This window comes from Sphingopyxis sp. NJF-3, from assembly GCF_053514865.1.
The window spans coordinates 3,040,400-3,062,274 of sequence record NZ_CM130726.1 but is presented as its reverse complement, the minus strand read 5'-3'; the positions used below and the strand labels follow the sequence as shown (position 1 = coordinate 3,062,274).

Here is a 21,875-nt window from a genome sequence, read left to right as displayed (position 1 = left end):
GCCCGATCCCCTTACTCCATTTGTGCTAATCGGCGGCATCCAACCGGGGCGGCGAATCGCATCGAAGCAGCCCTTCTCCGGATCGCGCCAGAGGTCAAAAATGTCGAAACTCGGCGCTTTATTAGGCGATCATCGGCAAATCATCAGTTCCTCATCCTGTCGTCCGGGCGCCAATGGCGCGATCCTCCGGTGGTCGATGCGATCCCGCTTCGGCGACATGGGAAGGATTTTCGATGATCAGAACCGCTATCGCGGCTGCCGCGCTCGTCGGCATGACCGCTTCAACCACCACGTCAGCGCAAACAACCGAAGGCGCCCCGACCGTGCACGTTCGTTATACCGATCTCGATCTGTCGCAGCCCGACGGCATGAAGGTGCTGCGTCATCGAGTGGCGATGGCCGTGAATACCATTTGTCCTATGCCGGTGGGCGGCAGCATGGACGATATGCTGGTGAACATGCGCTGCCGAAAGCATGCAACCAAGGGCGCCAACCAGCAAATTGCCGCACTTGTCGCAACGCCAGCCTATGCTCAAGCGGACACGAGGCGCGCGAGCATCAAGCCGTGATTGCCGCCGCGGCGGAAGCATGGGCGGACTGCCAGCCGTAACCAGCGGCCAAGCGGACGGCCATCAATAGCGTCACGCCTACTGGAGCGGCGGGAATCGGTCGCGTTCCTGCCGCGAACCAGCACCCAATCCACACCGACAGCGTTCGCCCAACATTGCCGTTCCGGCAGGACGGCGGCGTTTCCGATCTGAGCGGCAGCTCTGCCCGGGGCCGGCTAGGAGATTGAACGTCTTGGTCTGGTGGATGTGCGGCGGCCGCCTCTCGCGGCGGGTTGGTGTTAACCGCGTCAATTCGGCAATTGTCGCCGAAAGAGGTCGACCGGGTAGGATGACGCCCGCTGACGAGATGAATGAGGGACGATTTTGGGCTGACGATACGACAATTACATCGATTCCCGGTCGTCGCGCGGCTATGGTAAGGCGGTGCCGAAGGGGGATCGCCGCATGGCGACGATGCGCATCGATCTGGGTCTGACCGCGCCGGTTCGGCTGGGCCGGCTCGTGCTCAACCCCGCGCTGCGCGAAATCCGGCGCGACGACGGTGCCGAGGAGATTATCGAGCCGCGCATGATGCAGGTGCTGCTCGCGCTGGCGGAAGCGCGAAGCGAGATCGTTCGCCGCGAAGACCTGACCGAACGCTGCTGGGAAGGGCGCATCGTCGGAGAAGATGCGATCAATCGCGTGCTTTCCCGCTTGCGCCGCATTGCGGAAGGCATCGGCGAAGATTCGTTCCGGATCGAGACGATCACCAAAATTGGCTATCGGCTCGTCGAACTGGGCGATCATGCCGGCGGGGTCCCGGGCCCGTCCTCTTCAAATTCGCCATCTCCCCAGGCCGGGCCGCTGCAACCCAAGTCTTCGGATGATTCGCGCCGCGCCAGGCTTTTGGCCGCAGCCGCGCTGCTTTTCCTTATGATCGGCACCTTGGGCTGGTGGTTCCTGCGGCCAACCCCCACTCACAGCATGATGGTGCGACTAGCCGGATTTCGGTCTTTGTCGGCAGGCCTGCCCCCAACCCTGCGCGAGGCCGTCGATGCTGAGATCACCGCTGCGTTCAACGCCGACGGCGTTATCGGCGTTTCCACTGCGTCCGCGCCGCCGCCCGGTAAGGCGCCGGCCTACGCTCTGGGCGGAACGATCTATCGCGTGGGAAACTCCGTCCGCGTCATTACGCGATTCACCAATGAGCACACCGGCGCGATTCTATGGTCCGACAGTGTCGACTACGCCGCCGATCAGGCCTCGAAAATTCCCCACAAAATCGCCGTCGACTCCGGTATCGTTATCCGCTGCGGATTGTTCGGCGCCTCGACCTATCACAAATCGCTGCCAGACCCCGTCCTCGCCAATTACTTACAATATTGCCAGGAATATTGGGACTATGGAGGGAGTAAAACCCTTCGATTCGCGCAACTGGTCGTCGCTTCGGTTCCCGACTTCTCCTGGGGATGGTCTGCCGTTGGGAACGGCTTCATGCAGGTAGCGCAGGTGGAACCCGATAGTCGGCGCGCTCAGGAACTGCGCGCGGCCGGGCGACGAGCGGAGGACAGGGCACTGGCCCTCGACCGCACCAACAGCGAGGCCTTGGGCCACAAGGCCTTTCTGATTGATCGGTACGATTGGGTCGGCCAGGAGGCGCTGTTCAAAAGCGCCATTGCGGCCAAGCCGCTCGATTGCGGCTGCGAACATTACGGTTACGGCTGGAAGCTGGTGAGCGTGGGACGTCTTGATGACGCAGTCCAACAATTTCTTGCCGCCACGGACATGCTTGCCCTTTGGTCGGACTCCCAGTTCGCCTTGGCTGACGCGCTTGTCGCAACGGGCCGGGTCGAAGAGGCGAAGCCGCACTTCGCTGCAGCTATAGATATCAGTAAAGATCCGAATTTCGACAAATGGATCGCCGTTACCGAGGGCACCGAAAGCGGCGACTACGCGGCTGCCATGTCCGCCCTTCGCAGCCCACAATTTCGGGTGCCCGAAGAGGCACGCGCCGGCCTGTTGTCGGGATATCAGGCTCTGGCATCGAGCAACGCCCAAGCGAAGGCAAAAGCTATTCAAACGCTGATCGCGCTGCCCAAGGATGAGCAGGGCGATCCGGTCGCGACGATGCTGGCAGCGCTGGGAGCAAACCGGGAGGCGTTGGAGGCCGCGAGCGAAAGACCGTGGCTGTTCTGGCGTCGAAGCATGCGCGGGGTGCTGAGCGAACCGGGCTTTCCAGCGATCGCGAACAAACTCGGTCTCATGGCCTATTGGAAAACAACACGAACCAAACCCGACATCTGCTCCACCGAAAGCCCGCCGCCCTTTTGCGGGATGATATAGTCGCGGTAGATTGCGGAGCCGCTTTCGAACCCTGATTTGTGAATCGTGAAGAGCTGAAGTCCGGAGCTGCCCGCAGCGGGCGTTTACACCCGTGGGACGAGGAGCGGAGCGATCCCCGGCGAAAGCCGGGATCCGTGCCATGCAGCGCGCGCCATCTGGACCCCGGCTTTCGCCGGGGATCGCTCGCCTGTCCGAAAGGGATAACCGCCCCCGCTCTGGGCCCCGCCTTCGCGGGAGTGCGGGTCTTTCAACCAGAGATGCACCCTCCAGCCCTGTGGCCGTCAGAACTTCACGCTCAATCCCGCGGTGATGCGGCGGTCGGTGAGACCCTGGAAGCAGAGCAGCGCCTTGTCGTTGACGCAATATTGGTTCTGGTCGCCGCGCAGCAGGTTGATCCCCTCGACCCCGACATTGATGTGGTCGTTGATGTCGTAGTTGATGCTGGCGTTGAGCTGGCCGCGGGCGCCGTTGATCAGCGGCAGCCCGAAGAAGAAGGGGTCGTTCGACACGTAGCTCGACCGCCACGTATAGCGCAGCCGCGCGTTGAGCCCGTATTTGTCGTAGAACAATGTCGTATTGTACGAATATTTCGACAGGTTCGCGAGGGTGATCAGATCCTGCGAACCGGGGTGGCCGAGCTGGGTGAAGACGGTGCGCGGTCCGTCGGCGGCGCGATATTCGTGCGCCGAGCCGCCGGTCTTCTGATAGGTGAAATTGCCGATGAAGCCGAAGCCCGAGGCGAAGCCGAGCACGTCCTCCCACGCCGACAGATCGTGCTGGAAGGCGATTTCGATGCCGGTCTGCGTCGTGGTGCCGGGGACGTTGAAGGTCGAGCTGCGCGGGACGCAGATGCCGACGCCCTGGATGGGATTGTTGATGTTGCGGTTGGCGATCGGGTTGTAGATGCCGCCGCCGGGGCAGGCGGGGTCGATCGAGATGTGGAGATTGCCGTCGGCGTCGAGATTGGGGGCGGGGTCCTCCTGGCGCTGCGCGAACAAATTGGTGCGGCTCTTGTGGAAGACGCCGATGCTGATCAGGCTCGACGGCGCGAAATAATATTCGCCCGACAGGTCGAACGACCACACCGCTTCGGGAACGAGGTCGGGGTTGCCGACTGCGACGGGGGTGTTGGCGCCGGTGCCGAAGGAATAGGAGGTCGACAGCGTGTCGAAGTTCGGACGGCGGATGTCGCGCGAGATGCCGGCGCGGACAAGGAACTTGTCGGCGGGCTCGAGGACGAGGCTGAGCCGCGGCAGCAGGAAATTATAGTTGCTCTTCGCGATGATCTGGCCCGTGACCTGCCCGTTGGCGATATTGTTGCCGACCGAGGAGAGGTTGGTCCGGAGCCAGCGGACGCCGATATTGCCGCGCAGCGGCATGCCCGCGATATCGCCCTCCATATTGGCCTGGAAATAGGCGGCGTTCGTCGTTTCCTTGATGCGGAAGAAGCCGGCGAAGGATTCGGTCGGCGTCTCGAGCGAGGCGACCGGCGGGCCCTGGGTGGCGGCGGCGTTGCTTGCGGCGATCGCGGAATTGAGCGCGTCGAGCACGCTCGCCGGGTCGCGGAACGCCAGCCCGCCGTCGATGAGGAGGAAATCGCCGAAATAGAGGTCGCGCCCGTCGGCGGCGTTGAAATTGCTCGGCCCCGGTATCAGAATGTCGGAAAACAGGTCGCCCGACGGCCGGTTCCACGCGCTGATGGTGTTGGTCAGGCTGACGTTCCGCGAAAATTCGTTATTCTCGGCCGAAGTCCGGTTCCAGCGATAGCCGACGTCGATCGAGGTCACGAACGGGTTGAGGTCGCTCGTGTCATAGTGGAGGTCGAGCCGCGCCGCCCGTTCCTGATTGTCGGTGGTGTTGGCGCCCTGCGCCACCTGCTGCAGCTGGTAATTGGCGGGGTCGAGCAATTGCTCGGTCGTCGGAGCAAAGGGGCTCGACTGGTCGATGCCGAACTGCAGCGTGCCGTTCCGAAGGTCGAACGCCAGCGGCACGCCATTGTCGATGCTCCGCCCGATCGCTGGCTGCGGCCCGTTCGGGTTGATGAAATCGAGCGTGGTCGAGAAGTTCGGGAATTTGGATTTCGAGGTCGACAGCGACACCTCCGCGCGCACGGTCAGCTTGTCGGTCGCATCCCACTGGGTGCCGAAATCGAACACCCGGCTCTTGGTCACGCGCGCGCCGGTGTCGCTCGACGTCCGCATATTGGGGTCGATCACGGTGCCGGTCGAGCCGCCGATCCCGATCGTGCCCGCGACCGTCGCCTGAACCTCGCCGAGGTCGATCGGGCCGTCGGGCCCGTCGAGCGTCCCGAAATCGACCGTCTCGAAGGCGGTGTTGTCGGTGGCGTCGACGACCGACGGGGTCGCGGTGCCCGATATCTGCACCCGGTGGCTTTGCTGCCCGCGGGTCTGGTTGTTGAGTGTCGCGTCGAAATAGAGCTTCAGATTGTCGCTCGGCTTCCATTCGAGCGCGGCGGTGCCGTTGTAGGTTTCATATTCGTAATTCTCGAGCCCCTGCTGAAAGAACTGGATGCGCAGGAAGGGAAAGGCCTCGGCGCTGGGCCCCGAGCCGGGGAGGACCACGGCGTCGCGGTCGACGCGCGGCTTGAAGGCGGCGACGTCCTGCCGGGCGTAGCTGCCGCTCAGCACGATGCCGATCTCGCCGATGCCGGTGTCCCAATTGTTGCCGATGGTGGCGGACAGCCGCGGCAGGGTCGATTTCGCGAGGTCGCTGTTCTCCATCTGCGCCCGCGCCGCGATCAGCGGTCCCTGCAGGTCGAGCGGGCGGATCGTCCGGAGATTGATCGTGCCGCCGACCGATCCCTCGATCGTCTGCGCGGTCGGCACCTTGACCACCTCGACCGAGGCGATCAGCGAGGCCGGCAGGTCCTCGAAGCTGATCCCCGAGCGCCCCGCGCCCGACCCCACGGTCGACACGCCGTTGATCTCGACCCGGTTGGCGTCGGTGCCGCGGATCTGCACGGCGTTGCCGACACCGGCCTGGCGGGTGATCTGGACCCCGGTGACGTTTTCGAGGACTTCGGCCAGATTCTGGTCGGGCAGCTTGCCGATATCCTCGGCCTGGATCACCTCGACCAGATTGTTCGCGTCGCGCTTTTCGACCAGCGCATTCTGCAGCGAACTGCGGATCCCGGTGACGACAATCGCGTCGCCGTCGCCTTCTCCAGCCGGGGTTTCCTGCGCCTGCAGGGGCGCGGCGATCAGGACCGCGGCGGTGCTCGCGAGCAACATGGCGAGCGAACGCCCGCGCGAACGTGCTCCGGTTTCGGTTGTCCCCACCCGTGTCATCGACTCTCTCCCTGTCCATTTTGGTTATGGGACGGGACGCTGGATTGGTCTGCATTAAATGTCAACCAATGATGCAGACCAAGAAATATTATAACACGTAAATATTGGTATGACACTATGTCCTACCAATTTAAGGGGGAGAGGGGTTGCAAGGGGATGGGCGGGACCGATCGCGGGTCAAACCCGCACGGCTGAACGGGTCGGAGACGGGGCGAGCGCGCCGGTCAGAAATCGGGCAGCGCCTGCCGCGCGAAGCCCCAGCCCTTGAGCTCGGCGCCCGCGGCGCGGTCGAGCAGGTCCTGGGCGTCGGCGATGCTCCAGCGGCGCGGGCTTTCGACATCGGCGAGCGCGTCCCAGCCGATCGGTGCGGCGACGGGCGCGCCCTCGCGTGCACGCGCCGACCAGGGCATGATCGCGGTGCTGCCGCGCTGGTTGCGCAGCCAGTCGATGAAGATCTTGCCCTTGCGCTTCGCCTTGCTCATCGTCGCGACATAGCGGTCGGGTTCGGCGAGGCTCAATGCTTCGGCGAAGCGTTTCGAGAAATCCTTGTGCGCGTCCCAGCTGTGCCCCGGATCGAGCGGCACGACGACATGCACCCCCTTGCCGCCCGAGAGCATCGCGAAGCTGACCAGCCCGATGTCGGCGAGCTGGCGGCGCAGGTCGGCGGCCGCCTTCTTCACATCGGCGAAATCGAGCCCTTCGTCGGGGTCGAGGTCGAACACCATGCGGTCGGGCTTTTCCAGCGCATCGACATGGCTGTCCCAGCCGTGAAACTCGATCGTCCCCATCTGGACGCAGGCGAGGATGCCGTCCGCGTCCTCGACATAGAGATAATCCTCGTGCCCCCCGTCCTTTTCGCGGATCGGGACATGATGGACATGGTCGCCGAAGCTGCCCGAATCATGCTTCTGGAAAAAGCATTTCTTCGCGCGTCCCTGCGGGCAGCGGACGAGGCTGACCGGGCGGCGCGCCATGTGCGCGAGCATGATGGGCGCGACCGCGGCATAATAGTCGGCGAGATCGCCCTTGGTCGCCTTCGCCTCGGGGAAGATCACGCGGTCGCGGCTGGTGATGACGACATCGCTATCGGGTGCGGGGGCGGGTTGCCGCGTTTCGGGGGTCACGTCGCTTGCCTCCTTGTCGCTGCGCAGGCCGAGGAAGCTCGCGTGGCGCACCGATCCGCTCGCCGTATATTCGGCGAAGGCGATTTCGGCGACGAGTTCGGGCTTCAGCCAGCGGACCTTGCGCGCGGTGGCCTTGTCGACGGCGAGCGGCGCGGTCTTGCGTTCGCGGCTCGCGAACCTGTTCGCGAGGTCGGCCATGGTCGCGGCGTCGAAGCCGGTGCCGACATGGCCCTTGTAGACGAGCTCGCCGCCCTCGCGCTGCGCGAGGAGCAGCGAGGAAAAGGGGCGCGCCTTCGCCGACGAGGGCTTCCAGCCGACAAGGATGAATTCCTGCCGCCGGGTGCATTTGACCTTGACCCAGTTCTTCGTGCGGCGGCCGGCATAAGCGGCGTCGGCGCGCTTCGAGATGATGCCTTCCTGCCCCGCGCGGCACATCGCGCCATAGAGCGTCTCGCCGGCGCCGATGACATGATCGGCGACCGCGATGGGGGTTCTGGCATCGCGGAGCAGCGCCTCGAGCCGCTCCTTGCGTTCGAGATTGCCGAGCTTCGCGAGCGACTTTCCGCCCTCTTCTAGGAGGTCGAAGGCGAAGAAGAGGAGTTCGGTGCCTTCGTCCTGCGCGCCGTGGCCGCGCTTGAGCACCGCCTGCAGCGACGAGAAATCGGGGTTGCCGTCCGTGCCATGGGCGACGATCTCGCCGTCGATCAGGCAGGGCGGCAGGTCGAGCGCCGCGACATGCTTGACGAGCGGGGCGAACTTGTCGGTCCAGTCGAGGCCGTTCCGGGTATAGACACGCACCTCGCTTCCCGCCGCGGCGATCTCGGCGCGGTAGCCGTCATATTTGATCTCGTGGAACCAGCCATTGCCCGCCGGCACCGCGTCAACGAGCGTCGCGAGCTGGAGCGGGCGGAAGTCGGGGGGCTTTCCCTTCGCCTTCGGCTTTGCGACCTTTTTGTTATGCGCGGCGGCGGCCTGCATCTTCTTCGCGAACGCCGCGCCCTTCGCCCCTTTCAGCGATTGCTCGCCGCCCGCGTCGCCCGCGATCTCGGCCATGGTGCGGCCGGTCAGCACGCTGGTGAGGCGGCGGCCGGTCAGTTCGTCGCTGCCGCCGGCCTCGGCGTCGTTCACCTTGCGCAGCAGCCAGTTCTCGCGCTTCTCGCCCGGCCGCGGCTTCATGCGGACGAGCAGCCATTCGCCCTTCATCCGTGTCCCGTCGAGGATGAAGTGAAGATGGCCCTTTTCGATGTCCTTCGCGCTCTTGCCTTCGACCGGCGCCCAGCTGCCGCGATCCCACAGCATCACCGTGCCGCCGCCATATTCGCCCTTGGGAATCACCCCCTCGAACTCGGCATAGGCCATCGGATGGTCTTCGGTGCGCACGGCGAGGCGCTTGTCGGCGGGATCGGCGCTCGGGCCCCTGGTCACCGCCCAGCTCTTGAGCACGCCGTCCGCTTCGAGCCGGAAGTCGTAGTGGAGCCGCGTCGCGTCGTGCTTCTGGACGATGAAACGGTGGCCTTCGCCCTCGGCGACCTTGCCCGCGGGCTCGGGGGTCAGCGCGAAGTCGCGCTTGGCGTTATATCGGGCGAGGGGGTCGGTGCGGGCCATGTCATGCCCGCTTGCGCGCCGGCGCCTTCTTTGCCGGCGCTTTCCTGCGGGCTTCGGCGGGCGGTTTCTTCCTCCCCTCGACCGAGGCCTTGAGGGCCGCCATCAGGTCGATGACGTTCGACCCGCGATCGATGCCCGCGGGTTCCTCGACATCCTCCAGCACCTTCTTGCCCTTCGCCTTCGCCTTCTTGGCGATCACGCGCTTCAGCGCGTCGACATAGTGGTTGTGATAGTCCGACGCGTCGAACTTGCCGCTTTTCTTGTCGATCAGCGTTTCGGCGAGGTCGAGGAGGTCGGGGTCGGGCTTCGCATTGCCGACGTCGCGGAAATAATTGGCGGCCTTGTTCACCTCGTCGGCGTAGCGCAGCACTTCGAGCACGAGGCCCTTGCCGCAGGGACGCAGTCCCACGAGCTGTTCCTGCCCGCGCACCGAAAGCTGGCCGAGCCCGATCTTCTTCGAGCGCCGCAGCGCCTCGCGCAGCACGATATAGGCCTCTTCGGCGAGTTCGTCGGCGGGGACGACATAATAGGGCTTGGCATAATAGAGGATGTCGATGTCGCCCGCGTCGACGAACTGGACGAGTTCGAGCGTCCGCTTGCTCTCGAGCCTGACCGCCTCGATCTCCTCGTCCTCGAGCAGGACGTATTGGCCCTTCGATGTCTCATAGCCCTTGATGATGTCGTCGGTGTCGATCGCGCCGATGCCCGGCACGATCTTTTCATAGCGGATCGGCTTGCCGCTCGGCTCATGGATCTGGCGGAAGCTGATGCTCGCGCCCGATCTGGTCGCGGGATAGATTTCGACGGGGATCGACACCAGCGCGAGCCGGATTTGCCCCTTCCAATAGGCGCGGGCGGCCATCGAGAGTCCTTTCGCTACTCCCCCACCAAATGATCGGCAGGGCCCGCGGGTTCCGCGGCGCGCGCCCGCGCGGGTTTTACCCTCTTTTCATGCTCGCCGATTAAAGCGAAGATGGGGCCGTTCGCATCGAGGGAAACCTATGCCCTTCGTCCACGAAATGCGCCGCCTGCGCGCCGAGCATGCCGAACTGGCGCGGCTGTCGCGCCAGCTGGCGGATTTGCTCGAGGCGCCCGCCGCTCCGCCATCGACCGAGATCGAGCCGATTCGCGCGCAGCTCCGCGACACGCTGACGCGTCATCTGAAATGCGAGGATTGGGCGCTCTATCCGCGTTTGCGGGCGGCCGGCGAGACCGACGCGGCGCGGCTCGCGCGCGACTTCGCCGATGCGATGGGTCATGTCGCCGACGATTATGACGCCTATGACCGGCGCTGGCCGCCCGCGCGCGTCGCGGCCGAATGGCCGGCATTCCGGGCCGAAAGCCGGGCGATGCTGGCCGCCCTCGACGAGCGGATGGAGCGCGAGAACCGCGAGCTTTATCCGCTCGTCGACCGGCTGGCTGAGCAGGGTCTTCAGACATCGAAATGAAAGGCGGGTTTGCGCGCGGGCTCCTGCCGCGGTGCGCAGCACCCCTTGATTTGCGCGTCCCGCTCGCCTAGCCGCGCCGCAGAAGCTGGAGATTTTCAAATGACCGACACCCCGCCCGATCACCTGTCGACCAACCCGCGGTCGCCCCATTTCGACATGGAGGTGCTCCAGCGCGGCATCGGCATCCGCTTTAAGGGCAAGGAACGCACCGACGTCGAGGAATATTCGATCTCGGAAGGCTGGATCCGCGTCGCCGCGGGCAAGTCGAAGGACCGCTTCGGCCAGCCGATGACGATCAAGCTGTCGGGCGAGGTCGAAGCCTGGTTCGAGGATGCGGCCGCAGATAGCGGCGACGAAGAATGATTGCTTCCCCTCCCGCCTGCGGGAGGGGCCGGGGGTGGGCCAGCAGCGGTGCGGTCAGCCCACCCCGCTGCGGCTAGCGAACAAGTGCGCAAGCCTCGCTGCCCCTCCCGCCTGCGGGAAGGGAAATCAGCTTCAATCGTGGCTCAGTTGCCCAGCGACGCAGCGACCAGTTCAAGGCCGTTGCCCGGCTTCCAGTCGTTCTTTGCCCACACCGGCGCGTCGAAGCCGCTGCGCGGATTATCGCCCGCGCCGGCGTTCGGATAGATGAAACCCTGCACCGGATTGGCGCGCAGGCCGAGGTCGCCGATCGGTGCATACCAGACGCGCACGAGGCTCCAGTCGCCGGCGTCGCTGACGTCGATGACGCGGACGTTGCGCTCGATCTGGCCGCGGCGGCCGTTGATCGGCGACCAGTTGGCGTGGCTGATCAGGATTTCGCGGTCGCTGACGACCTTCTCGACCACCGCGACATGGCCGAGCGGCATGCTGCGCGTGCCGGCGAACGCCATGACCGCGCCCTTGCGGGGTTCCTGGCCGCGGTCGTAGTCGCCCGCCGCCTGCGCCCACCAAGTCTTCGCATTGCCGTGAATTTCGACGCCCGATTCGCTGCGGGCGAAAGGAACGCATTGAAGATAGTCGCGCGCAGCGGCCGGGGCGCTGGTGATCAGGCCGGCGAGCAGCATCAGGGATGCGACGGCGGCACCGAAAAAGCGGCGAACAGGCATGAGATGCGACCCCCCATTGGCTTGTCTTCAAGCGTGGAGGCTGTGTGCGCGAAGCCGGCGAAGGCCACCAGCATCGCGCGACGAAATGCGGGATCGCTGCGGTGGGCTGCGGAACCTTTTGGTAAGGTTTGCAATTCGTCGCGCGGGTCCGTCGGTTCGTCGCTGCAGGGCGGTTTTCAGGCCGCGGCGCTGGGCAGCGATTCGGGCGCGCGGAACAGCGTGAGGACGTCGCTCGCGGGCATCGGGCGGCCGTAATAATAGCCCTGGATGTTGCTGCAGCCGAGCCCCCGGATCGTCTCGACCTCGCGTTCGGTTTCGGCGCCCTCGGCGGTGGTCGCCATGCCGAGACTGTCGGCGAGCGCGACGACGGCGCGGATGATCGCGATCGATTCGGTGTGCCCCTTGGCCGCGCCCACCACGAAGGTCCGGTCGACCTTGATCGTCGAGAACTGCGTTTTCCTCAGATAGCCGAGCGACGAATAGCCGGTGCCGAAATCGTCGAGGCTGAGGCGGATGCCGAGCGCGATGAGCTGGTCGAGCAACTGTGCCGCGCCGCCGCCGTCGCGCAGGAACACGCTTTCGGTCACCTCGATCTCCAGCCTCTGGGGCGGAAGCCCGCTCTGTGCGAGCGCCGAGACGACGAGCGAGGCGAAATTGGGGTCGGTGAGCTGTTCGGCCGAGACGTTGATCGCGACCTTGAGGTTCGATGGCCAGCGCATCGCCTCGGCGCAGGCGTTGCGCAGCACCCATTCGCCGATCGGCGCGATCAGCCGGCTGTCCTCTGCAAGCGGGATGAAGCGGCCCGGCGAGACGTTGCCGAGCTTCTGGCTGTTCCAGCGGATCAGCGCCTCGAAGCCGTTGAGCGTGCCGTCGTCGGCGGTGACGACGGGCTGATAGTAGAGCTCGAACTCGCGGCGTTCGAGCGCGCCGCGCAGTTCCTGTTCCATCACGCGCCGCTCCTCGGCCTGCGCGTGGAGCGAGGCCACGTAAGGCGCGACGACATTGCCGCCCTTGTCCTTCGACTTGTAGAGCGCGAGGTCGGCGTTGCGGGTCAGCGTTTCGACCGTCGCGCCGTCCTGCGGCCCCATCGCATAGCCGATGCTGGCGCCAACGAAGAGCTGGTGGTTGTCGACGACATAGGGGCGGCTCAGGGCCGCGATTATCCGGTGCGCGATCGTCTCGGCCTCGGCCGCCGAGGCGACGTCGTGGAGCACCACCGCGAACTCGTCGCCGCCGAGCCGGCCGCAGGTCATCCCGCCGCTCATCAGGCTCTTGAGCCGCGTCGCGACCTGCGCGAGCAACTGGTCGCCCACGGGATGGCCGAGCGTGTCGTTGACCGCCTTGAAGCGGTCGAGGTCGAGCATCATCAGCGCGCAGCGCGCCTTGGCGCCCTGCGCATGCGCGAGCGCGCGGCCGAGGTCCTCGTGCAGGCTCAGGCGATTGGGGAGGCCGGTGAGATTGTCGAAACGCGCCATGCGGGCGATCTGTTCGGCCGAAGCGCGCTGTTCGGTGACGTCCGACCCGACCCCGCGAAAGCCGAGGAACTTGCCCTGATCGTCGAGCCGCGGCGAGGCCGAGAGCTCCCACCAGCGCGGCTTGCCGCCGATCGTGACGGGAACGATCAGGGTCGAGAAGCTCTCGCGCCGCTTCATGCGCTCGGCCATGTCGTGCAGGCTCTTGGGGAAATCGCCGGTTTCCCAGGCATCGCCCGCAAGCGCCTGGAGCAGCGGCGCGCCTTCGAGCGCATCCGGCGTGGCGCCGAGCGCGAAGGCGAGGCGCGGCGAGACATGGACGAGGCGGCGGCTGTTGTCGGTCTGCCACAACCAGTCGGCCGAGGTCTCCTCGAACTCGCGCAGCAGCAGGCTGACCGTCTCGGTCTTTTCGTGCAACGTCTCCTCGGCGCGGCGGAAACGGACGTGGTTCTGCGCGAAGCGGATGCAGAAGCCGCAGAGGAGCAGCCCGGCGACGAGCGCGATCGCCGCGAGTTGCGGCGCGCCGGCGAAGAGGAGCCCGGCGGCCGCCGACAGGCTGACCGGCACGATGAACAGCGCGCAGGCGAGCGGAAGGCTGTGCGCGACCATCGCGAGGGTGAGCATCATCAGGAGCGCGATCGGCCAGAGCGACAACACATGCTCGAGTGTCGGCGGCAGGCCCTCGAACCAGAAAGGAACCGACCACAGCATCGCCGAATAAAAGGCGTGGCGGTGGCACAGCCGGAAGATCGAGGCGCTCGAAAGCGTCGGGTCGCCGAGTGGCAGAACAGCGAAGGAGCGGTAGGACCAGAGGCTGAACAGCAGCGCGGTGGTCAGCCAGCCGCCCGCGATCTCCCACGGCAGGCGGGTGACGAGGGTGAAGGCGGCGACGAGTGCCATGCCGATGCCCATCCACAGCCGCAGCGCCCCCTTGCCGCGAAGCGGCGCGAGCTGAAGCTGGCGGAGGTCGCCGATATCCTCGCGCCGCGACCCCAGCCCCATCAGGGTGCGCGCGGAAACGTCGTCGGCCGGTCTATGGTCGGTCAGCAGGCTTGTCACGAAGCCCGTCATAACGGCGCAGGGTTACCCGATGGTAACCGTGCCCGGCGCTGCCGGGGTGCGAGATTGTGCCGCGACGGGACGCAAATGGGGGACGGGAAATCGTGCGCCGCTTGGGAGGTCGAAGCCGATCCCCTATACCTCGTCACCCTGAACTTGTTTCTGGGTCCATGGTCTGCCCGCGAACGAGACGCGGCGCAGAAGGAGAGACCGGGCCATGGATGCTGAAACAAGTTCAGCATGACGAAGGAAGAGGTCGTGGCTCCGAGCCGCTACGCCGCCATCGCGAAGGGCTGGATTTCGCCCGCCAGATACTGCGCGCGCGCTTTCGAGCGGCTCAATTTGCCTGAGCTGGTGCGCGGCAGGGTGCGCGGCGGGATCAGCTCGACCAGGCAGTTCATGCCGGTGATCGCGCGGACGCGGTCGCGGATCGTCTCGCGCAGCGCGATGCGTTCGGCCTCGTCGCTGGTGCGGCACTGGACGAGCACCGCGGGGGTCTCCTCGCCGCCGGGCGCGGTGATCGCGAAGGCGGCGATGTCGCCCGACTTGAAGCCGGGAAGCTGCTCGACCGCCCATTCGATATCCTGCGGCCAGTGGTTCTTGCCGTTGATGATGATCATGTCCTTGGCGCGGCCGACGACATAGATGTAGCCGTCCGACAGATAACCCATGTCGCCGGTGTCGAGCCAGCCGTCGGCCATGCAGGCGGCGGTCGCCTCGGGATCGCGGTAATAGCCGGTCATCAGCGACGGGCCGGTGCACCAGACCTTGCCGACCGTCTGGTCGGGGAGGATGTTGCCGGCCTCGTCGCGCACCTCGATCGTCATGTCCTTGACGGCCTTGCCGCAGTTGACGATCGCGCGGTAGCGCGTCGGCCGGCCGGCGTCGCCGGCGCCGCCCGACAATTCGGTTTCCTCGACCAGTTCGACGACGATCCCTTCGCCCGGCGGCATGATGCTGACCGCGAGCGTCGCTTCGGCGAGGCCGTAGCTCGGCAGGAAGGCGCTCGCCTTGAAGCCCGCTTCGCCAAAGGCATCCACGAAGCTCTGCATCACGTCGGGGCGGATCATGTCGGCGCCGTTGCCCGCGACGCGCCAGCGCGACAGGTCGAAACGCTCGGCGACATTGGTCTGGCTGGAGATGCGGCGCGCGCAGATGTCATAGCCGAAGGTCGGCGAATAGCTGAGGGTCGTGCCCTGATTGCGGCTGATCAGGTCGAGCCAAGCGAGCGGGCGGCGGGCGAAATCCTCGGTCTTGAGATAGTCGACCGACACCTGATTCGCGACCGGCGACAGGAAGCAGCCGACGAGGCCCATGTCGTGATACCAGGGCAGCCACGACACGCAGCGGTCGCTGTCCTGGAGGTGCATGCCGTGCGAATGCGCCGACAGATTGTTGAGCAGCGCGCCGTGGGTGACCGCGACGCCGTGCGGGAAACGCGTCGAGCCGCTGCTGTACTGGAGATAGCAGGTTTCGTCGGTCTTCTGCTCGGGAAGCTCGGTGACGGGGGCGGCGCGCTTTTCGAACTCGCTCCAGTCGACGGGGGCGACAGCCTTCGCCTCGGCCGCCTCGGTCGCCATCGCCGCGATCTCGGGCGGGAAGAACAGCATCACGGGGTCGCAGCTGGTGAGCTGGACGATGAGCTGGCCGACATAGGATTCGCGGCCGCCGAAGCTGGTCGGGAGCGGCAGCGGGACCGGCCAGGCGCCCGCGTAGATGGTGCCGAAGAAGAGCGCGGCGAATTCGGGGCCGGTCTCCGCGATCAGCGCGATGCGGTCGCCGGGCTTCACGCCTGCGGCGACGAGCCGGTAGGCGGCGCGCTTCGCATCCTCCTTGAGCTCGCGATAGCTGTAGGCGCGCACCAGCTTGCCGCGCGGATCGTGAAAATTGAGCCCGCGCGTCCCCGCGGCGGCATAATCGAGCGCTTCGCCGACGGTGGCGAAGTCCGAAAAGCGGCGCGGCTGCGCGCATTCGGTGGGCGTGGGGACGAGTTCGTCCGGTGCGACGTTGTTTTTTTCGGTCATAGGGGGTGCAAAGTCCCGGGAAGCGGGGTGCGCGGCAACAAGCATGTCATCTTTCGGATCCATGATGGCGCTCGGCGATCCCTTGCAAGTGGAACAAATCGGCCCTTTTCGGACCTTGATGGCCCGATATGGCGGCGCTGGTCGTTCTCAATCGGGCCCGACTGTGGCATAAACATGGCATATGCCCAATCGCCGCGCTCCATCCGACCGCCGGAAAAAGTCGTTGGACGCCGCACGGCTCGACGAGCTGGCGCTCGCCTATGTCGCGCGATTCGCGACGAGCAGGGCCAAGCTGGCACGCTATCTCGCTCGAAAGATACGCGAATCCGACTGGACGGACGAAGCGGACGCCATGACGTCATGCGAAGCGGTCGTCGCGAAAATGGAGCGGCTCGGCTTCGTCGACGACCGGCAATATGCGGCGATGCGCGGCGCGGCGATGACGCGGCGCGGGCTCGGCGCGCGGCGGGTGAAGGCGCAGCTCTGGGTCGACGGCATCGGCGAGGCCGACGCGGGCGAGGCGATCGAAAGCGCCGAGGCGGCGGCGTTCGCCGCGGCGATCGGCTTTGCACGGCGGCGGCGGGTCGGCCCCTATGCGAGCGGGCCGACCGCCGACCCCGCACTGCGCGAGCGCCAGGTCGCGGCCTTCGCGCGCGCGGGCCACGCGCCCGGCCTCGCGCGCCGCATCCTCGCGATCGCGCCGGGTGACGAAGCGGCGCTGGCGGCGCTGGACGAGGGCGCGGCGCTCGACTAGGAAAAGCCCCCGTTCTGGCGAAAGGAAGTGCCGATGCGCGTGATCTTGACCGCTCTTGCTCTGACGATGGCGATGCCGATGTCCGCCTGCGCCAGGGACAGCGACGCCCAATCGGAAAGCGCGGCGACGATCCCGCTGACGATCCGGGAAGGCGGCAAGACGCACAAGTTCAACGTCGAGGTCGCCCGCACCAGCGAGGAGCAGGCCCGCGGGCTGATGTTCCGCACCAGCCTGCCCGCCGACGGCGGCATGATCTTCCCCTTTCCCAAGCCGCGGATCGCGAGCTTCTGGATGAAGAACACGCTGATCCCGCTCGACATGATCTTCATCCGCGCCGACGGCAGCATCGACCGGATCGCCGAGAACACGATTCCCGAATCCCTCGATCCGGTGGTCAGCGGCGGCGACGTCGCGGCGGTGCTCGAACTCGCGGGCGGCACCGCGGCGAAGCTCGGCCTCGACGAGGATGCGACGGTGAGCTGGAAGGATCGTTGAGGCGGGCGCATAAACGTCCGAGCCGCGCCCTTTCGCGCTTGCGAAGCGCACGGCCTTACCTGTAAACGCCGCAGCCATGAGCATCCTGGGCAAGATTTTCACCTGGTGGGACGGCGCGACCGTCGGCACGTTGTTGAACAGCTGGCGCACCGGCACGCAGGTCGGCGAGGACGGCCTCGGCAACCGCTATTTCCGTTCGCGCGACGGCAAGCGGCGCTGGGTCCTCTACAAGGGGTCGAACGATGCGAGCCGGGTGCCGCCCGAATGGCACGGCTGGCTGCACGGCACCTTCGACGAACTGCCCGCCGAGGTGCTGCCTGCGCCGCGCGCGTGGGAAAAGGATCCGACCGCGAACCTGACCGGCAGCCTCGGCGCCTATCGCCCCGCGGGCGCGCTCGAACGCGGCGGCCGCCGTGCCGCCGCGACCGGCGATTACGAGGCCTGGCGGCCCGGCGCCGAGTGAGCCTCGTCATGCCGCGTCCGCTTGCTTCCGCGCTCGTCCTGCTGCTGGCGGTTCCGGCGCTGGTGGGATGCGACCGCGCGGCGGACAAGACGGGCGGAAACGCCAAGACGCCCGAGGTCGTGCGCTCCGAAACCGTGCCGCAGGAAGTCGGCGGCATCGAAGGCGCGACCCCGATGGGCGAGCGCGTCGCGGTGCTCGGCCTGCTCAACAAGCGCAACGGGCTGGTCCGCGACCTTGAGATGAAGCCCGGCGAATCGGTGCGCGTCGGCCGCGCGATCGTGCGCCTGCGCGCCTGCGAGCAGACCGCGCCGTGGGAAGATCCGCCCGAGACCGGCGCCTTCGTGCAACTGACGGTGCAGGATCAGCGCGACGACAAATGGTATCGTGTCTTTTCGGGCTGGATCTTCAAGGAACGGCCCGAGCGCAACATCATCCAGCACCCGATCTTCGACGTCTATGTCAAAAGCTGCGCGATGACATATCCGGGCGGTGAACCCGTCGCGCGGTCGGTGCCCAAGGCCGCATCGGGTGCGGCGCCCAAGGCGTCGAGTGCCCCCCAGTCGCCGGCGACGAACGGTGGCGAAGGCAGTGCGGCGCCGCCGGCCGCGCCTGCTGCGCCCGCGCCAGCCGCTCCCTCGGCGCCCGACAGCACCGAATAAAGCCGCGCGAGATAGTCGGCCTGCGGGATTTCGATCGCGCCGAGGCTCGCGAGATGCGGGGTGATGAACTGGCAGTCGAGCAATCGCCAGCCGCCCGCGCGCAGCCGCGCGACGAGGTGCGCGAGCGCGACCTTCGACGCATCGCGCGCCCGGCTGACCATCGATTCGCCGAAGAAGGCGCGCCCGAGCGACACGCCGTAGAGCCCGCCCGCGAGCTCGCCGTCCAGCCAGCATTCGACGCTGTGCGCGTGGCCGAGGCGGAACAATCGCTCGTAACTCGCCTTGATCACCGGATTGATCCAGGTCGTCGGCCGGTCGGGGGCGGACTCGGCGCAGAGCGCGAGCATGTCCGGAAAGACGGTGTCGGTGGTGACGCGGAAGCGGTCGGCGACGATCGTTTTCCTGAGGCTGCGCGACAGGCGGAAGCCATCGAGCGGCAGGATCGCGCGCAGCCGCGGCTCGACCCAATGCACCGACGGGTCGTCGGCCCCGTCGGCCATCGGGAACAGCCCCTGCGCATAGGCGCTGAGCAGCAGCGCGGGGTCGATGGTGCCAATGTGACGGGTCACAATCCGCCCTTCGCGCGACCGAGGCGTCAAAATGGCGAAGAGATCGGACGGAAATGCCCGCCGGGAACAGTGGTTCTGTTTTCAAGGGCATTTTCGTTCGAGATCGAAGCCATTTTGACGTCCCTCCGGGATTTGACCGATTTTGCCCATGGCCGCGTCAGCGAGCCTTGGAATATTCTTATATGCCTGCGCCTCACTTCCTCGCCCTGAACAAAATCGCTTCAAACCTCGGTCGCGTGAAGGGCGGATTGTGACCCGGGGTCAGGGCGCGGGCTTCACGAATTTCAGCGTCATGCGGTCCGATTCGCCGATCGCCAGATATTTTTCGCGCCCCTCGTCCTTCTGGCTCAGCGTCGGGGGCAGCGTCCAGACGCCGCCCGGATAATCGTGCGTGTCCTTCGGGTTGGCGTTGACGTCGCTTTCGCCCGCGAGCTTGAAGCCCGCGGCCTCGGCGAAGCCGACGACCGACGAGCGCTTCATATAGCCGCTCTTTTCCTCGAGCGCTGAATCCATCGCCTCGGGCAGGCGGTGGTCGACGACGCCAAGAGTGCCGCCGGGCTTGAGCATCGCATAGATCTGCCGGAACGCCTCGGCGGTATTGTCGCTGCCGTCGAAGCGCCAGTTGTGGACGTTGCGGAAGGTCAACACGACGTCGGCGCTGCCGTCGGGCACCTTCGTGCCGTCCTTGTTCGGGAATTCGGCGAGCTTGACCGCGCCATAGACGTCGGGCTTGCCCGCCTGCCACGCTTCGATCGTCTTGAGCCGGCCCGCGGGCGCCGCGGCGTAGAGGGTGCCGCCGCCGGCCCTGGTCAGCGGGGCGAGAATTTCGGTGTACCAGCCGCCGCCGGGCCACAGCTCGACGATCGTGTCGCCGGGCTTCACGCCGAAGAAGGCGAGCGTTTCGGCGGGGTGGCGATAGCGGTCGCGCGCGGTGTTGGCGGGGGTGCGGCTCGGCGCGGCGACGGCGGCGTCGATCGCGCCCTTGTCGGTGCTTTCCTGCGCGGTGGCCTTGCCCGACGGGGCGCTGCATGCGGCGCAGGCGGCGATCAGAAGGGCACTTGCAACGGAAGGAAAATGACGCATATCGGCACCTCTCGGCTGGGGAGGACCGGTCGCGCCGGCCCGGGTGGGCGGCGGCCATAGTGCGAAGGGAGCCCGATCAATGCAAGTGTCCATGCTGTCGGTCAGCATCGGCGCCGCCGCGCTGTTCGGGGTCGCCGAGGTCGCCGACTGGCGCCGCCGCCACCGCCGCGACGTCGACAATGTCGGCTTCATGCCGTGGCGCGGAATCGCGCTCGCCTCGGTCGCGGTCGCGCTGCTGAGCGCGGCGGTGTGGCTGCATCAGGGCGGCTAGGCGCGGCGGCGCCTAGAGGCACGCCTCCAGAAACGGCTGGTCGAACCCGAATTGGCGGGCCTTTTCCAGCGTATAGGGGCGCAGGCCCATCGCGCGATATTCGCCGACGATCTTGCCGTCCTTGTCCTCGTCCAGATATTCGAACTTGAACAGTTCCTGGGTGACGATGACGTCGCCTTCCATGCCGATCACCTCGGTGACGTTGGTGACACGGCGCGAGCCGTCGCGCAGGCGCTTGATCTGGACGATCAGGTCGACCGAGTCGGCGATCTGCTTCGAGATCGCCTCCTTCGGGATCTTGATGTCGCCCATCAGCACCATATTCTCCATACGGCCGAGGCATTCGCGCGGGCTGTTCGAGTGGAGCGTGCACATCGACCCGTCGTGGCCGGTGTTCATCGCCGCTAGCAGGTCGAAGCATTCGGCGCCGCGGACCTCGCCCATGATGATGCGGTCGGGACGCATGCGGAGAGCGTTCTTGACGAGGTCACCCATGTGGATCGCGCCATTGCCCTCGAGGTTCGCGGGGCGCGTTTCGAGCGGCAGCCAGTGCGGCTGCTGCAGGCGGAGTTCGGCGGCGTCCTCGATCGTCAGCACGCGTTCGCCGGGGTCGATCATCTTGGAGAGGGCGTTGAGCATCGTCGTCTTGCCCGAGCCGGTGCCGCCCGAGATGACGATGTTGAAGCGGCTGGCGCCCGCGATCTTCAGCGCGGTGCACATCTTCTGACTCATCGCGCCCCATTGGCAAAGCATGTCGAGCGTGATCGGCTTGGCCGAGAATTTACGAATCGAGATCGCGGTGCCGCGCAGGCTCAGCGGCGGCACGATGACGTTGACGCGGCTGCCGTCCTTCAGGCGCGCGTCGGCGAGCGGCGTGGTCTGGTCGACGCGGCGGCCGACCAGGTTGCAGATGCGCTGCGCGATCTGAAAGAGATGCTGTTCGTCGCGGAACTGGATCGGTGCGATGACGAGCTGACCCTTGCGCTCGACATAGGTCTGGTAGGGGCCGTTGACCATGATGTCCGAAATGTCGGGGTCGGCGAGCAATTCCTCGAGCGGGCCAAAGCCGAGCAATTCGTCGACGAGCACCTTCTCGAGCGCGAACTGCTCGCGGCGGTTGAGCGTGATGCGCAGCTCGGCGAGCACTTCGAGGATGATCGGGCGGAATTCCTCGGTCAGCTCGTCCTTGCTCAGCGTCGCCGCGGCCTCGGGGTCGACGCGTTCGAGCAGGCGCGGCAGCACCTGTTCCTTGATCTTGTGCACCGACGCCTCGAAACCCTGGAGCTTCTCGGGCTCCATCGCCTCGGCGCTCGACCGCTGGTTCAGCCGGTCCATCGCCTCGAGCTCGGGAGTAAGGCCGCCCGGCGCGGGCTCGGGGATCGGCGCCGTATCGAGCGCGGGGAACTGGCCGCCGCCGGCGGCGCCCCCCTGCATCGGCTTGGCCACGCCAAAGGCGGGGCGGCCCGCGGTTCCCGGTCGGCGTCCGAATGCACTCATCGTTTCACCCTGCTTCGCTTCGGTCCTATTGCGGGAGTTGCCGCGGCTTTCGCTGGCGAACCCCC

17 protein-coding genes and 1 pseudogene are annotated in these 21,875 nt (G+C 66.4%); 9 read left to right on the top strand and 9 right to left on the bottom strand.

All coding sequences use genetic code 11. The features are described 5' to 3' along the window. The first annotated feature begins 233 nt into the window (after positions 1-233). Positions 234-569, top strand: coding sequence for a UrcA family protein (locus ACOTSS_RS14905; protein ID WP_448688890.1), 336 nt, complete (start codon positions 234-236; stop codon positions 567-569). A 444-nt stretch (positions 570-1,013) separates the two neighbouring features. After that, the gene (locus ACOTSS_RS14900; protein ID WP_448688889.1) at positions 1,014-2,891 is read left to right on the top strand and encodes a winged helix-turn-helix domain-containing protein; all 1,878 of its coding nucleotides are present in this window, start codon (positions 1,014-1,016) and stop codon (positions 2,889-2,891) included. A 281-nt stretch (positions 2,892-3,172) separates the two neighbouring features. On the opposite strand, the gene ACOTSS_RS14895 is transcribed toward ACOTSS_RS14900, so the two are convergent. From ACOTSS_RS14895 to ku, 3 genes are all read right to left on the bottom strand, one after another. Beyond that, complete coding sequence (locus ACOTSS_RS14895; RefSeq protein WP_448688888.1) at positions 3,173-6,199, bottom strand: TonB-dependent receptor; 3,027 nt, start codon at positions 6,197-6,199, stop codon at positions 3,173-3,175. Between the two features lie 224 nt (positions 6,200-6,423). Continuing rightward, positions 6,424-8,928: a DNA ligase D gene (ligD, locus tag ACOTSS_RS14890; protein ID WP_448688887.1), complete on the bottom strand. Its 2,505-nt coding sequence runs from the start codon at positions 8,926-8,928 to the stop codon at positions 6,424-6,426. 1 nt (position 8,929) lies between these two features. After that, positions 8,930-9,790, bottom strand: coding sequence for a non-homologous end joining protein Ku (ku, locus tag ACOTSS_RS14885; protein WP_448688886.1), 861 nt, complete (start codon positions 9,788-9,790; stop codon positions 8,930-8,932). A 139-nt stretch (positions 9,791-9,929) separates the two neighbouring features. On the opposite strand from ku, the gene ACOTSS_RS14880 reads away from it, so the two are divergent. After that, entirely contained in the window at positions 9,930-10,376 is a 447-nt protein-coding gene (locus tag ACOTSS_RS14880; RefSeq protein ID WP_448688885.1) for a hemerythrin domain-containing protein, read from the top strand. Positions 10,377-10,475: 99 nt separating this feature from the next. Then, positions 10,476-10,739, top strand: a complete 264-nt coding sequence (locus ACOTSS_RS14875) for a DUF3297 family protein (protein ID WP_448688884.1) — start codon at positions 10,476-10,478, stop codon at positions 10,737-10,739. A 143-nt stretch (positions 10,740-10,882) separates the two neighbouring features. Here the strand turns inward: ACOTSS_RS14875 and ACOTSS_RS14870 are convergent, their stop codons facing one another. The 3 genes from ACOTSS_RS14870 to ACOTSS_RS14860 all read right to left on the bottom strand — a co-directional run bounded on the left by ACOTSS_RS14870 (position 10,883) and on the right by ACOTSS_RS14860 (position 16,019). Continuing rightward, positions 10,883-11,464, bottom strand: a complete 582-nt coding sequence (locus tag ACOTSS_RS14870; protein WP_448688883.1) for a CHAP domain-containing protein — start codon at positions 11,462-11,464, stop codon at positions 10,883-10,885. A gap of 176 nt (positions 11,465-11,640) precedes the next feature. Then, on the bottom strand, positions 11,641-13,995 hold the full coding sequence (locus ACOTSS_RS14865) for a putative bifunctional diguanylate cyclase/phosphodiesterase (RefSeq protein ID WP_448688882.1): 2,355 nt from the start codon (positions 13,993-13,995) through the stop codon (positions 11,641-11,643). Between the two features lie 272 nt (positions 13,996-14,267). Next, positions 14,268-16,019: a fatty acyl-AMP ligase gene (locus ACOTSS_RS14860; RefSeq protein WP_448688881.1), complete on the bottom strand. Its 1,752-nt coding sequence runs from the start codon at positions 16,017-16,019 to the stop codon at positions 14,268-14,270. Positions 16,020-16,242: 223 nt separating this feature from the next. Between ACOTSS_RS14860 and ACOTSS_RS14855 the strand changes: the two genes are divergently transcribed. The 4 genes and pseudogenes from ACOTSS_RS14855 to ACOTSS_RS14840 all read left to right on the top strand — a co-directional run. Beyond that, a complete protein-coding gene (locus ACOTSS_RS14855; RefSeq protein ID WP_448688880.1) occupies positions 16,243-16,773 on the top strand; it encodes a hypothetical protein in 531 nt (176 codons plus the stop codon). 33 nt (positions 16,774-16,806) lie between these two features. Beyond that, a complete protein-coding gene (locus ACOTSS_RS14850) occupies positions 16,807-17,268 on the top strand; it encodes a DUF192 domain-containing protein (protein WP_448688879.1) in 462 nt (153 codons plus the stop codon). Positions 17,269-17,344: 76 nt separating this feature from the next. Next, entirely contained in the window at positions 17,345-17,731 is a 387-nt protein-coding gene (locus ACOTSS_RS14845; protein ID WP_448688878.1) for an NADH:ubiquinone oxidoreductase subunit NDUFA12, read from the top strand. Positions 17,732-17,739: 8 nt separating this feature from the next. Next, positions 17,740-18,141 (top strand): annotated as a pseudogene (locus ACOTSS_RS14840) (DUF2155 domain-containing protein); the annotation flags it as partial. A 44-nt stretch (positions 18,142-18,185) separates the two neighbouring features. Here ACOTSS_RS14840 and aat read toward each other — a convergent pair. Both aat and ACOTSS_RS14830 read right to left on the bottom strand, forming a co-directional pair. Then, positions 18,186-18,947 (bottom strand): leucyl/phenylalanyl-tRNA--protein transferase, encoded by a 762-nt coding sequence (gene aat, locus ACOTSS_RS14835; RefSeq protein WP_448691361.1) that lies wholly within the window; start codon positions 18,945-18,947, stop codon positions 18,186-18,188. 273 nt (positions 18,948-19,220) lie between these two features. Then, positions 19,221-20,042, bottom strand: coding sequence for a class I SAM-dependent methyltransferase (locus tag ACOTSS_RS14830; protein ID WP_448688877.1), 822 nt, complete (start codon positions 20,040-20,042; stop codon positions 19,221-19,223). 79 nt (positions 20,043-20,121) lie between these two features. On the opposite strand from ACOTSS_RS14830, the gene ACOTSS_RS14825 reads away from it, so the two are divergent. Next, the gene (locus ACOTSS_RS14825; RefSeq protein ID WP_448688876.1) at positions 20,122-20,313 is read left to right on the top strand and encodes a hypothetical protein; all 192 of its coding nucleotides are present in this window, start codon (positions 20,122-20,124) and stop codon (positions 20,311-20,313) included. Between the two features lie 12 nt (positions 20,314-20,325). Here the strand turns inward: ACOTSS_RS14825 and ACOTSS_RS14820 are convergent, their stop codons facing one another. Next, entirely contained in the window at positions 20,326-21,810 is a 1,485-nt protein-coding gene (locus ACOTSS_RS14820; protein ID WP_448688875.1) for a CpaF family protein, read from the bottom strand. Positions 21,811-21,875 lie beyond the last annotated feature (65 nt).

Bases quoted from the DNA above. Each gene is read 5' to 3' on its own strand.
- ACOTSS_RS14905 (WP_448688890.1), top strand. From the start codon at position 234: ATGATCAGAACCGCTATCGCGGCTGCCGCGCTCGTCGGCATGACCGCT.
- ACOTSS_RS14900 (WP_448688889.1), top strand. From the start codon at position 1,014: ATGGCGACGATGCGCATCGATCTGGGTCTGACCGCGCCGGTTCGGCTG.
- ACOTSS_RS14895 (WP_448688888.1), bottom strand. From the start codon at position 6,199: ATGACACGGGTGGGGACAACCGAAACCGGAGCACGTTCGCGCGGGCGT.
- ligD (WP_448688887.1), bottom strand. From the start codon at position 8,928: ATGGCCCGCACCGACCCCCTCGCCCGATATAACGCCAAGCGCGACTTC.
- ku (WP_448688886.1), bottom strand. From the start codon at position 9,790: ATGGCCGCCCGCGCCTATTGGAAGGGGCAAATCCGGCTCGCGCTGGTG.
- ACOTSS_RS14880 (WP_448688885.1), top strand. From the start codon at position 9,930: ATGCCCTTCGTCCACGAAATGCGCCGCCTGCGCGCCGAGCATGCCGAA.
- ACOTSS_RS14875 (WP_448688884.1), top strand. From the start codon at position 10,476: ATGACCGACACCCCGCCCGATCACCTGTCGACCAACCCGCGGTCGCCC.
- ACOTSS_RS14870 (WP_448688883.1), bottom strand. From the start codon at position 11,464: ATGCCTGTTCGCCGCTTTTTCGGTGCCGCCGTCGCATCCCTGATGCTG.
- ACOTSS_RS14860 (WP_448688881.1), bottom strand. From the start codon at position 16,019: ATGACCGAAAAAAACAACGTCGCACCGGACGAACTCGTCCCCACGCCC.
- ACOTSS_RS14850 (WP_448688879.1), top strand. From the start codon at position 16,807: ATGCGCGTGATCTTGACCGCTCTTGCTCTGACGATGGCGATGCCGATG.
- ACOTSS_RS14845 (WP_448688878.1), top strand. From the start codon at position 17,345: ATGAGCATCCTGGGCAAGATTTTCACCTGGTGGGACGGCGCGACCGTC.
- ACOTSS_RS14830 (WP_448688877.1), bottom strand. From the start codon at position 20,042: ATGCGTCATTTTCCTTCCGTTGCAAGTGCCCTTCTGATCGCCGCCTGC.
- ACOTSS_RS14825 (WP_448688876.1), top strand. From the start codon at position 20,122: ATGCAAGTGTCCATGCTGTCGGTCAGCATCGGCGCCGCCGCGCTGTTC.
- ACOTSS_RS14820 (WP_448688875.1), bottom strand. From the start codon at position 21,810: ATGAGTGCATTCGGACGCCGACCGGGAACCGCGGGCCGCCCCGCCTTT.